General features: G+C 71.7%; 11 protein-coding genes. 8 read left to right on the top strand and 3 right to left on the bottom strand.

Annotation, left to right across the window (positions count from 1 at the left end):
* The 5 genes from KGQ19_RS28335 to proB all read left to right on the top strand — a co-directional run.
* The coding region (locus tag KGQ19_RS28335; protein WP_212014299.1) for an Rne/Rng family ribonuclease at positions 1-2751 on the top strand (2751 nt) is incomplete at its 5' end.
* 291 nt (positions 2752-3042) lie between these two features.
* Positions 3043-3363 carry a 50S ribosomal protein L21 gene (gene rplU / locus KGQ19_RS28330; protein ID WP_194897668.1) on the top strand — a complete coding sequence of 107 codons (321 nt, stop codon included), beginning with the start codon at positions 3043-3045 and terminating at the stop codon, positions 3361-3363.
* An 18-nt stretch (positions 3364-3381) separates the two neighbouring features.
* Entirely contained in the window at positions 3382-3642 is a 261-nt protein-coding gene (rpmA, locus tag KGQ19_RS28325; protein ID WP_194897653.1) for a 50S ribosomal protein L27, read from the top strand.
* A gap of 87 nt (positions 3643-3729) precedes the next feature.
* Complete coding sequence (gene obgE, locus KGQ19_RS28320) at positions 3730-5235, top strand: GTPase ObgE (RefSeq protein WP_212014291.1); 1506 nt, start codon at positions 3730-3732, stop codon at positions 5233-5235.
* Positions 5236-5289: 54 nt separating this feature from the next.
* Positions 5290-6393 (top strand): glutamate 5-kinase, encoded by a 1104-nt coding sequence (gene proB, locus KGQ19_RS28315; protein WP_307856536.1) that lies wholly within the window; start codon positions 5290-5292, stop codon positions 6391-6393.
* 67 nt (positions 6394-6460) lie between these two features.
* Here proB and KGQ19_RS28310 read toward each other — a convergent pair whose 3' ends face one another.
* Positions 6461-7546 carry a hypothetical protein gene (locus tag KGQ19_RS28310; RefSeq protein WP_212014287.1) on the bottom strand — a complete coding sequence of 362 codons (1086 nt, stop codon included), beginning with the start codon at positions 7544-7546 and terminating at the stop codon, positions 6461-6463.
* A complete protein-coding gene (locus tag KGQ19_RS28305) occupies positions 7543-8061 on the bottom strand; it encodes a SigE family RNA polymerase sigma factor (RefSeq protein ID WP_212014285.1) in 519 nt (172 codons plus the stop codon). The genes KGQ19_RS28310 and KGQ19_RS28305 overlap by 4 nt, the downstream gene beginning before the upstream one ends.
* Positions 8062-8356: 295 nt before the next feature.
* On the opposite strand from KGQ19_RS28305, the gene KGQ19_RS28300 reads away from it, so the two are divergent.
* Positions 8357-8608, top strand: coding sequence for a hypothetical protein (locus tag KGQ19_RS28300; RefSeq protein ID WP_212014283.1), 252 nt, complete (start codon positions 8357-8359; stop codon positions 8606-8608).
* Between the two features lie 31 nt (positions 8609-8639).
* On the opposite strand, the gene KGQ19_RS28295 is transcribed toward KGQ19_RS28300, so the two are convergent.
* The gene (locus KGQ19_RS28295) at positions 8640-9464 is read right to left on the bottom strand and encodes a MerR family transcriptional regulator (RefSeq protein ID WP_212014281.1); all 825 of its coding nucleotides are present in this window, start codon (positions 9462-9464) and stop codon (positions 8640-8642) included.
* A 90-nt stretch (positions 9465-9554) separates the two neighbouring features.
* Here KGQ19_RS28295 and KGQ19_RS28290 point away from each other — a divergent pair, with 90 nt between their 5' ends.
* Together KGQ19_RS28290 and KGQ19_RS28285 are read left to right on the top strand one after the other, a co-directional pair.
* A complete protein-coding gene (locus KGQ19_RS28290) occupies positions 9555-9950 on the top strand; it encodes a hypothetical protein (RefSeq protein WP_212014266.1) in 396 nt (131 codons plus the stop codon).
* Positions 9951-10025: 75 nt separating this feature from the next.
* Positions 10026-11285, top strand: coding sequence for a glutamate-5-semialdehyde dehydrogenase (locus KGQ19_RS28285; protein WP_212014264.1), 1260 nt, complete (start codon positions 10026-10028; stop codon positions 11283-11285).
* Positions 11286-11327 lie beyond the last annotated feature (42 nt).

Below are 11327 nucleotides of genomic sequence, written 5' to 3'. Positions count from 1 at the left end.
GGAGCCACCGAGTCCAAGGCCAAGCGCACCCGCCGCCGCGCCGCCTCGTCCCCGGCCGGCCCGCCGCGCCCCCACGAGAAGGCCGCCGCGCCCGCGGACCAGGCGCAGGCCAAGACCAAGGGCAAGGCCAACGCGCCCGCCAAGGCCAACGCCAACGCCGCAACCACCGACGCCGAGCCAGAAGCCGCGGAAGAGCAGCCCACCGCCCCCGCCGTCGACCTCGACAGCCTCTCCCCGGCCGAACGCGCCCGCGCGATCATCGCCGCCCGCGCCGCGGCCCCGGCCGCCGGCGTCCCCCTGTTCCAGGCCCCCGACCTGACCACCGCCGCCGCGCAGAAGGCAGCGGCGAAGGCGGCGGCCAAGGCCGAGGCGCAGGACACCGAGGCCGAAGCCGAGCCGGAGCCGGAGGCCGAGGAGGAGCAGGCCCCGACCCGTCGCACCCGCACGCGGAACCGCAACCGCAACCGCGCGGAGCAGTCGGAGGCGGCCGCCGAGAGCGCCGAGGCCGAGAGCGACGACGAAGACGAGGACGACGACGAGGGCGGCACGTCCTCCAGCCGTCGCCGTCGGCGCCGGCGTCGCCGGGCCGGTGGCGAGGCCGTCGAGGCCAGCCCGGACGACCCGCCGAACACCGTGGTCAAGGTCCGGGAGTCCCGGGTCCGCAGCCGCGACCGCAAGGGCGGCGGCGTGGCCACGGACGACGACGTCCAGGGTGTGCGCGGCTCGACCCGGCTGGAGGCCAAGAAGCAGCGCCGCCGCGAGGGCCGGGACACCGGCCGCCGCCGGGCGCCGCTGATCACCGAGGCCGAGTTCCTGGCCCGCCGGGAGAGCGTCGAGCGGGTCATGGTGGTGCGCCAGAGCGGCGACCGGACCCAGATCGGCGTGCTGGAGGACGGTGTGCTGGTCGAGCACTACGTCAACCGCGCGCAGTCCGCCTCCTACGTCGGCAACGTGTACCTGGGCAAGGTGCAGAACGTGCTGCCGTCGATGGAGGCCGCGTTCGTCGACATCGGCAAGGGCCGCAACGCCGTGCTGTACGCCGGCGAGGTCAACTTCGAGGCCGCCGGCGTGACCGGTTCGGCCAAGCGCATCGAGAGCGTGCTCAAGAGCGGCCAGGCGGTCCTGACCCAGGTCACCAAGGACCCGATCGGGCACAAGGGCGCCCGGCTGACCAGCCAGATCTCGCTGCCCGGCCGGTACCTGGTCTACGTGCCCGAGGGCACCATGACCGGGATCAGCCGCAAGCTGCCGGAGAACGAGCGCAACCGGCTCAAGGCGATCCTGAAGGCCGTGGTCCCGGAGCACGCCGGGGTCATCGTCCGCACCGCCGCCGAGGGCGCGACCGAGGACGAGCTGCGCCGCGACGTCGAGCGGCTGTCCGCGCAGTGGGAGGAGATCCAGCGCCGGGCGGCCTCCTCGGCCAGTTCGGCCCCGACTCTGCTGTACGGGGAGCCGGACCTGACCGTGCGCGTGGTGCGCGACATCTTCAACGAGGACTTCAGCAAGCTGATCGTCTCCGGCGACCAGGCCTGGGACACCATCCGCGAGTACGTCGGCGGCGTGGCCCCCGACCTGGCGCCGCGGCTGGAGCGCTGGACCTCCGAGCAGGACGTCTTCGCCGTGCACCGGGTCGACGAGCAGCTGGCCAAGGGGCTGGACCGCAAGGTCTGGCTGCCCTCCGGCGGCTCGCTGGTCATCGACCGCACCGAGGCGATGGTCGTGATCGACGTCAACACCGGCAAGTTCACCGGCTCCGGGGGCAACCTGGAGGAGACGGTCACCCGCAACAACATCGAGGCGGCCGAGGAGATCGTCCGCCAGCTGCGGCTGCGCGACCTCGGCGGCATCATCGTCATCGACTTCATCGACATGGTCCTGGAGTCCAACCGCGACCTGGTGATGCGCCGGCTGCTGGAGTGCCTGGGCCGGGACCGGACCAAGCACCAGGTGGCCGAGGTCACCTCGCTGGGCCTGATCCAGATGACCCGCAAGCGGGTCGGTCAGGGCCTGCTGGAGGCCTTCTCCGAGACCTGCGACAAGTGCAACGGCCGTGGCGTGCTGGTGCACATGGAGCCGGTGCCGGTCAGCCACGCTCACCTGCACGAGGACGACCGCGACGGCCGCAACCAGGGCCGGGGCGCCAAGCAGGGCGGTTCGGGGCAGTCCGACGGCGGCGGCGAGGACGAGCACGAGGGCGGCCGCGGCCGGCGCAAGCGGCGCAAGTCGCACGGCCACGCCGACCGCCAACAGCAGTTCGACCCGCAGTACGACGTGGACGGGGTGCCGGAGGAGTTCCAGGACTTCGCCGACGGCGAGCAGGCCGCGGCCGGCCCGGTCACCGTGACCAAGGTGACGAAGGTCGCGGCGGACACCGACCGGGAGCCGGCCGAGGACGAGGCCACCGAGCTGTCCGAGCACAGCGAGGTGGAGCAGGTCCCGAGCCGCGCCCACGTGGTGGCCCCGGTGCTGACCCCGGCCGACGTGGTCGCCGCCGAGGAGGCCGACGTCACCGAGCGGCTGGCCGCCGGGGACGCTCAGGCGCACACCGTCTACGTCCCGCACGCGGGCGCCGACGTGAGCGCCGCCGGGGCCGACGCGCGGGAGACCGAGGCGGAGCCGGTGGCGGTGGCGGTCGCGGCCTCCGGCGCCGAGGCGGACCCGCAGCCGGCCGAGGACGCGCCCAAGCGGCGTGGCCTGCGGGTCCGGCGCGCGGCCAAGCGCCCGGCCGGCCCGCCGACCGCGCACAGCTGACGGGCGGGTCCGGCCGGGCCGCTCGGCCCGGCCGGACCGCTCCGGCGCCAGTTTGACCCGCAGGTGGGGACTTCCGTACCCTTGAGCTTCGGCATGCGATACGTGTGCCCGGCATCTTGGGGCCCTCGCGCAAGCGCTAGGCGGCCTCCGATGATGATCGGCTCGATGGGTCGTCAGTCCGCACCTCGTCAGAAGTGCCGGACGCTCGTGGCCAGCAACTGAGTTGGTCAAGAAGAGTTTGATTGCAGACCTGATCGACCCACAGTCGACGAGAAGAGAGTGAGTTTCGCGGTGTACGCGATCGTCAAGAGCGGCGGACGGCAGCACAAGGTGGCTGTCGGCGACGTCGTCGAGGTGGACCGCCTCCCGGGCGCCCCGGCCGGCAAGGAAGTGGAGCTGTCCGCGATCCTGCTCGTCGACGGGGACGCCGTCACTTCCGACCCGTGGGTCCTGGAGGGCGTGAAGGTCAAGGCCGAGGTGGTCGAGGAGACCAAGGGTCCGAAGATCCACATCCTCAAGTACCGCAACAAGACCGGCTACCGCGTGCGCCAGGGCCACCGCCAGAAGCACACCCAGATCAAGATCACCGCTATCGACAGCGGCAAGAAGTAAGAAGAGGGGCGCTGAACCATGGCACACAAGAAGGGCGCATCGTCCTCCAAGAACGGCCGCGACTCCAACGCCCAACGCCTCGGCGTGAAGCGCTTCGGCGGCCAGAACGTCAACGCCGGCGAGATCATCATTCGCCAGCGCGGCACCCACTTCCACCCCGGCCTGAACATGGGCCGTGGCAAGGACGACACCCTGTTCGCGCTCGTCGAGGGCAAGGTGGAGTTCGGCACGCTGCGCGGTCGGCGCGTGATCTCGATCGTTCCGGCGCTGGCTGAGTAACTCGGCTTCACGGAGCGGGCCGGGGGAAATCCCCGGCCCGCTTCTTCGTGTTGTAGGACCTATACAGATTGCAAGGAGGCGCTGACCATGGCGACTTTCGTCGACCGCGTGAAGCTGCATGTCACGGCCGGGAACGGCGGCCACGGCTGCGCCTCGGTCAAGCGCGAGAAGTTCAAACCGCTGGGCGGCCCGGACGGGGCCAACGGCGGCCGCGGCGGGGACATCGTCCTGGTGGTGGACGGCAACACCACCTCGCTGCTGGACTACCACTTCGCCCCGCACCGCAAGGCCGGCAACGGCAAGCCCGGCGGCGGCGACTTCCAGACCGGGGCCAACGGTGCCGACCTGGTGCTGCCGGTGCCCTCCGGGACCGTGGTCAAGGACGGCTTCGGCGAGGTGATCGCGGACCTGGTCGGCGGCGGCACCCGATTCGTCGTCGCGCACGGCGGCACCGGCGGCCTGGGCAACGCCGCGCTGGCCACCTCCAAGCGCAAGGCCCCCGGCTTCGCGCTGCTCGGCGAGCCCGGCGAGGACGGCGAGTTCTCGCTGGAGCTGAAGTCGGTCGCCGACGTCGCCCTGGTCGGCTACCCCAGTGCCGGCAAGTCCTCGCTGATCGCCGCGATGTCCGCGGCCAAGCCGAAGATCGCCGACTACCCGTTCACCACCCTGGTCCCGAACCTGGGCGTGGTCAGCGCCGGGGAGTCGGTCTACACCATCGCCGACGTGCCCGGCCTGATCCCCGGCGCCTCCGACGGCAAGGGCCTGGGCCACGAGTTCCTGCGGCACATCGAGCGCTGCGCGGTGCTGGTGCACGTCCTGGACTGCGCCACCTTGGAGAGCGACCGCGACCCGATCTCCGACCTGGATGTCATTGAGGCCGAACTGGCCGCCTACGAGGCCTCCCGCGACGACAGCGAGTGGGGCCTGTACGGCAAGCTGTCCGACCGGCCGCGGCTGGTCGTGCTGAACAAGACCGACATCCCCGAGGGCCAGGACCTGGCCGACATCGTGCGGCCGGAGCTGGCGGCTCGCGGCTTGAACGTGTTCGAGGTCTCCGCGGTGTCCCGGGCCGGGCTGCGCGAGCTGTCCTTCGCGCTGGCGAAGATCGTGAACGAGGCCCGGGCGAACCGGGTCGAGCCGGAGCCCGAGCGCATCGTCATCCGCCCCAAGGCGGTCGACGAGGTCGGCTTCACCATCAGCTACGACGAGGCCGAGGACGCCTACTTCGTGCGCGGCGGCAAGCCCGAGCGCTGGGTGCGCCAGACCGACTTCAACAACGAGGAGGCGGTCGGTTACCTGGCCGACCGGCTCAACAAGCTCGGCGTCGAGGTCCAACTGGTCAAGATGGGCGCGCACGAGGGCGACACCGTGGTCATCGGCGAGGGCCCGCGGGCCGTGGTCTTCGACTGGCAGCCCTCGATCCCGACCGGCGCGCTCGGCGTCACCGCCACCGGCGGCCGCCGCGGCGAGGACCCGCGCCTGCACCTGCACGAGGAGCAGCCCACATCGCGAGACGCCGAGTACCGCAAGGCGCACCGCCGCCGCGCGAATGGGACGATCGACCTGTTCGCCCCCGAGGACGACGAAGAGTAAGGGTTCTGAGCTACGGTGTCCGGCCAGCTGCGTACTGAGTTGCATCGAGAAGCAGTGACCGCCGCCCGGCGGATCGTGGTCAAGGTCGGCTCCTCGTCGCTGACCACGGCCGTCGGCGGCCTGTCCGGAGAGCGGGTCGACGCCCTGGTCGACGCGCTCGCCGCCCGGCTGGGCGTCCCGGGCACCCAGCTGGTCCTGGTGTCCTCCGGCGCCATCGCCGCCGGCCTGGCGCCGCTGGGGCTGCGCAAGCGCCCCAAGGACCTGCCGACCCAGCAGGCCGCCGCCTCAGTCGGCCAGGGCCTGCTGGTCGGCCGGTACACGGCCTCCTTCGCCCGCTACGGCCGCACGGTCGGCCAGGTGCTGCTCACGGTCGACGACACCACCCGGCGCTCGCACTACCGCAACGCGCACCAGACGATGGCGCGGCTGCTGGACATGAACGTGCTGCCGATCGTGAACGAGAACGACACGGTCGCCACCCACGAGATCCGGTTCGGCGACAACGACCGGCTGGCGGCGCTGGTGGCCCACCTGGTGCACGCCGACCTGCTGGTGCTGCTCTCGGACGTGGACGCGCTGTACGACGGCGACCCGGCCAAACCCGGCACGTCGCAGATCCCCGACGTCCGAGGCCCGCAGGACCTGGCCGGGATCGCCATCGGCGGCGCGGGCAAGGCCGGGGTCGGGACCGGCGGGATGGCCACGAAGGTCGAGGCGGCCCGGATCGCCACCGAGGCCGGGATCCCGGTGGTGCTGACGTCGGCCGCGCACGCGGCCCGGGCGCTGCGCGGCGAGGTCGTCGGGACCCTGTTCCACCGCACCGGTTCGCGGACCCCCACGCGGCTGCTGTGGCTGGCCCACGCCGCCGATACGCGCGGGTCGCTGCGCCTGGACCCCGGAGCGGTGCGCGCGGTCGTCGAGCGGCGGCTGTCGCTGCTGCCGGCCGGGGTGACCGGCGTCGAAGGGTCCTTCAACGCCGGGGACCCGGTGGATCTGGTGGACGACGCCGGCGTGGCCGTGGCGCGCGGGCTGGTCAACTACGACGCGAGCGAGCTGCCGGAGCTGCTGGGCCGCTCGACGCGGGAGTTGGCGGCGGCGCTGGGGCCGCAGTACGAGCGGGAGCTGGTGCACCGGGACGACTTGGTCGTTCTGCGCTGAGGCGAGCGGGGACCGCGGAGACGAGCCTCGGTGGTCCCCGCTGCCGTTCAGTGTCTGGAAGCTGGAGCTACTGGAGCACGTCGGTCGTCCAGTTCGCGGGGTCGTTGCCCAGCGATGTGATCCCTGCCAGCAAAGCCTTCGCCCCGCCGATCGCGGCCAAGGAAGTCGGCTCGGGGACGGGAGAGTTGACGCAGATGGTCAGGCCGTTGGAGTTCTCGCAGACGTTCTCGGCCCCAGGAAGGCCCTCAGCCTGGTCCGGTGCGCTGCCGATCTTGAACGCCATGATCCGGAACTCGCCCTTCGCTTCCCGCTCCGGACCGGCGTCGAAGGTCAGTATGCTCATGACGCTCCCGGTCTTCATACTGACGGCGCCGCTGTTGAAGTGCAGGCTCTTGGCCCGGGTGACACTGAACGGCATGGGCAGCGACCGATCTGCCTTCTTCACCTGCGCGGCCACTTCGAGCATCTGCGCCTGCCAGTCCGTGCGCTTGCTCACCTTGTAGACGTGCATCAACATCCACTGTCCGTCCGATCGCTGCCAGGCCAGAGTCGCGCTGTCGTGCGCGACGACCGAGCCGTGGCCGTAGTCGTACCAGAATGCCTGCTTCGCTCCCTGGACCTGGGCTGGGACTGTCTGCGTGATGGACGAGAGCTCGCCGGAGCGCTGGGCGACGTCGAACTCGAAACCCGTCGGGTCGGTCGCCTCGACCGCACCGGCTTCGGGCACCCCCGGGGTGTACGTCCCGCCGAACGCCGTCATCCCCGGCGGCAGATAGCCGGGCTGCCAGTTCGTCATCACCGGGTCACGGGGGTCCAGGACATAAGCCTCCTTGACCGCATCGGACCGCGACGTCGTCGGCGCCGGCACGGCGCTCGTGCTGGCGGCCGGCGCGGGGCCCGGGACGTCGCGGTGTCCCGCGCTCCCGGCCGGCGCCAGCACCCCGACCGCCAGCCCGGTCGCGGCCAGCACCGCGGTGCCGCCGCCGAGCGCCGCCATCCGCCGCCGCACGACGCTGTGCTTGCCGGCCCGCAGTACCTTCTCCACATCCATGACGCGCGGCGGGTCGGACTCCGCCAGCTCGTGCAGGGCCATCGGTAGGGCCGTCGGTAGAGCCGTCGGCAGGGTCGTTGTCGGATCCAGATCGTCGGTCATCGGGTGATCCCTTCGAGTTCGATCGCTGACGCGGGTGAGAGCAGCACCCGCAACCTCGTCAGCGCCCGCGCGGTCTGGCTCTTGACGTTGCCCGGAGAGCACCCCAGGACCTCGGCGGTCTGCTCGACCGACAGGTCGCAGTAGTAGCGCAGCACCACCGTCGCCCGCTGCCGCGGCGCCAGCCGCTCCAGCGCGGCCCGCAGATCGAGGGAGGCGTCGGCGTCGAGTGCCGGCGCCTCCCGCTCGATCGTGTCCCGGTGCAGGAAGGTGAAGCGCGACCACGCGGTCCGCTGCTCGTCGAGGTAGACGTTCACCAGCACGCGCCGCGCGTAGCCGTCGATGTTGTCGGCCTGCGAGACCCGGTTCCAGCGCCGGTACAGCCGCACGGCCGCGGCCTGCGCGAGATCGTCGGCGCGGTGCCAGTCACCGCACAGCAGGTACGCGACGCGGCACAGCCACCCTGATCGTGCTCTGAGATACTCCGTGAACTCCGCGTCGCGGTCGGCTCTCGCCATGGGCGTCGCACTCCTTGCACGCTTTGCCGGCCGGTCCAGACGGCTCGGGGATGCGCGGGATCCGGGTGGACCCCGCTCGCTGACACCCACCTGACCGGGACGGCCCGGGGATCGGTTGCATGCGGTGGCGGAGATTCTCTGACAGCCTCGGCCGAGCGGAGTGTGTCAGGCCTCTACCAGGCGTACGGACTTGTACGGATTCCGTGGCCCCGCGGCCGCGGTCTCCTAGGCTCGCTTTCGCGGGCCACGATCATCGAGGCCCGTGAGAACAGCCCAGCAGACGAGGAGTATGTCAATGCGCAGACATCGGACCGTCAAAGCCACCCTGGTGGTCGCCGCTATCGCGGCGGCCGTAGCCGTGCCGGTCGGCACCGCCAGTGCCGCCACCGTCAGGCCGATGGTGCACACCTCGATCGACGAGGGCGCCTACCCCGACCTTTCGGTATGCAACTCCAACGGTGGCGCCTATCTCGCCCAGGGCGCGGACTCGTACAACTGCTTCGCGAACGGCGATGGTACGTACGAACTGTGGACGTACTGGTCCTAGCCCTGGTCCTAGCCGTAGCCCTCGGCCGGTCTCAGTTCCCGACCCGGAACACCGGCCAGCACACCTCCGTCCGCCACTGCGCCACGTCCGCGGTGTCCCGCTGTCCGACGAGGTAGTACTCCCGGATCGGGCCCTGCACGGCTAGAGCGTGGCGCTCGACATAGGCGGCGAGCGCGCCGTAGGCCCGGTCGGACTCGATCGGCGGCCCGGCGTGGTCGATGACCGCCATCTCGGCGGCCGGTACGGTCGCGGGCCGCACCCGGCCCAGCGACCGGACCGGACCGTCGCAGGGGACGAAGATGGTCACCTCGCCGTGGTGCGCGGTGAACACCTCGTCGGTGAACAGGCCGCCGGCCGGTCCGGTCTGCGCCAGGCCCTGTCCGGCGACGGTCGCGTACAACTCGCCCAGCGCGCCCTGCATCCACGCCGCGCCGTCCGCCACCGCGACGCTGTCGGTGATCGCCGCGGCCTGTACGGCCGGTACGTCCCGCAGCGAGATGTCGGGCGCGGCCGTGGCCGGTCCGCTGGTGAGCAGGTCGCGCAATGAGGCCACGGCGCGCTGGGTGCGCCCCAGTTCCTCCTCCAGCCGGTTCAGGTGCGCGCCGATGTGCTGGTTCCGGGTGTCGACGTCGGGGGCGTCCATCACCGTCCGGATCTCCTCCAGCGGCATCCCCAGCTCCCGGAACCGCCGGATCACCTGCGCGGCCGGGATCTGGGCCGTGGTGTAGCGCCGGTAGCCGGTGGCCGGATCGATATCGGCCGGCTCCAGCAGGCCCACGTCGTGGTAGTGCCGCAACGTCTTCACGGTCAGGTGCGTCGCGCGCGAGAAATCGCCGATGGTGAGGAACATGCCCATGGCCCAATTGTGGAGCCTCCCCCTACAGGAGAGTCTCACCGCACCGGTGTCCTTGACCCTCCGGTGACCGGCGGGCCGAGAGTCATGGCCATGACGAACACCACCGGAAACCAGACCACCATCGACCGCTACCTCGCCGTCTGGAGCATCGCCGACCCGGCCGACCGCGCCAAGGCCGTCGCCCAGCTGTGGAGCGACCACGGAATCGAGTACGTCGAGGGCACGCAGTTCATCGGCCACGCCGCGCTCGTCGAGCGGGTCGCCGAAGCGTACGAGGCCTTCGTCGCCAGCGGCACCTACACCCTGGCCGGCGGCGAGGACGCCACCACCCACGGCGACATCGTCGTCCTCACCATCCGCCTGGACCACGCCCAGGGCGAAGAGATCGGCGAGACCGCCTGGTCGGCCCGGGTGTTCCTGAAGCTGGACGCCGAGGGCCGGGTCCAGGAGGACTACCAGCTGACGGTGAAGCCGCTGGCGGTGTGACCGCCGGCGCCGGCCGGGGCGTCTCGAAAGGCGAAATCCCGCTTGAGACGCCCCCGCCCGGCCTACGCTGGACTCATGACGGACCTGCAGACCGAAGTCCTGGACGCCGCCCGCCGAGCCAAGAAGGCCGCGGCCGACCTGGCTCAGCGACCGCGCGGCGAGAAGGACGCGGCGCTGCACGTTGTGGCCGACGCGCTCATCGCCCGCGGTGCGGAGATCGTCGCGGCCAACGCGCGCGACACCGAGCGGGCCCGGGAGGGCGGCTCGCCGGCCGGCTACATCGACCGGCTCACCCTCACCGACGCCCGGGTCGCCGCGATCGCCGAGGCCCTGCGCCAGCTCGCCGCGCTGCCCGATCCGATCGGGGAGACCGTGCGCGGGAGCGTGCTGCCCAACGGGATCGAGCTGCGGCAGGTGCGGGTGCCGCTCGGCGTGGTCGGGATCGTCTACGAGGCCCGGCCCAACGTCACCGTGGACGCCGCCGGGATCTGTCTGAAGTCCGGCAACGCCGCCCTGCTGCGCGGCTCCAGCTCGGCCAAGGACTCCAACACCGTGCTGGTCGCCGTCATGCGCGACGCGCTGGCCGGCGCCGGGTTCCCGGCCGACGCGGTCCAACTGGTGCCCGGCGACTCGCACGAGGCCGTCACCCACCTGATGAACGCCCGCGGGCTGGTGGACGTGCTCATCCCGCGCGGCGGGGCCGCGCTGATCCGCTCCGTCGTGGACAACTCGCGGGTGCCGGTGATCGAGACCGGGACCGGCAACTGCCACGTCTACGTCGACGCCGCCGCCGACCTGGACCAGGCGCTGGCCATCCTGCTCAACGCCAAGACCCAGCGCTACAGCGTCTGCAACGCCGCCGAGTCGCTGCTGGTGCACGCCGACGTCGCCGAGGCGTTCCTGCCCAAGGCGCTCGCCGCCCTGGCCGGGGCCGGGGTGACCGTGCACGGCGACAAGCGGGTGGCGGCCTTCTCCGCGGCCGTGGTCCCGGCCACCGAGCAGGACTTCGCCGCCGAGTACGAGTCGCTGGACCTGTCCGCGGCCGTCGTGGACTCCCTGGACGCGGCGATCGAACACGTCAACGCCTACAACACCGGGCACACCGACGTGATCGTCACCCGTGATCTGAATGCCGCCCGCGCCTTCCAGCTGCGAGTGGATGCCGCCGCGGTCGGGGTGAACGTCTCCACCCGGTTCACCGACGGCGCCGAGTTCGGATTCGGCGCCGAGATCGGCATCTCCACCCAGAAGACCCATGCTCGCGGCCCGATGGGGCTGCCGGAGCTCACCTCGACGAAGTACCTGATGGTCGGCGACGGCCAGATCCGGCGGTGACCGGCGGCGGGTGCGGGCGCCGAACCAGGTGTGCGAGCCGCC

It is taken from the genome of Catenulispora pinistramenti, from assembly GCF_018274385.1.
Taxonomy (GTDB): domain Bacteria; phylum Actinomycetota; class Actinomycetes; order Streptomycetales; family Catenulisporaceae; genus Catenulispora; species Catenulispora pinistramenti.
Note: the sequence above shows the minus strand (reverse complement) of the source record. Positions and strands in the feature narration are given on the sequence as shown.

Coding starts and splice junctions, on each gene's coding strand:
- rpmA (WP_194897653.1), top strand. CDS start 3,382: ATGGCACACAAGAAGGGCGCATCGTCCTCCAAGAACGGCCGCGACTCC.
- obgE (WP_212014291.1), top strand. CDS start 3,730: ATGGCGACTTTCGTCGACCGCGTGAAGCTGCATGTCACGGCCGGGAAC.
- KGQ19_RS28310 (WP_212014287.1), bottom strand. CDS start 7,546: ATGACCGACGATCTGGATCCGACAACGACCCTGCCGACGGCTCTACCG.
- KGQ19_RS28305 (WP_212014285.1), bottom strand. CDS start 8,061: ATGGCGAGAGCCGACCGCGACGCGGAGTTCACGGAGTATCTCAGAGCA.
- KGQ19_RS28300 (WP_212014283.1), top strand. CDS start 8,357: ATGCGCAGACATCGGACCGTCAAAGCCACCCTGGTGGTCGCCGCTATC.
- KGQ19_RS28295 (WP_212014281.1), bottom strand. CDS start 9,464: ATGGGCATGTTCCTCACCATCGGCGATTTCTCGCGCGCGACGCACCTG.
- KGQ19_RS28290 (WP_212014266.1), top strand. CDS start 9,555: ATGACGAACACCACCGGAAACCAGACCACCATCGACCGCTACCTCGCC.
- KGQ19_RS28285 (WP_212014264.1), top strand. CDS start 10,026: ATGACGGACCTGCAGACCGAAGTCCTGGACGCCGCCCGCCGAGCCAAG.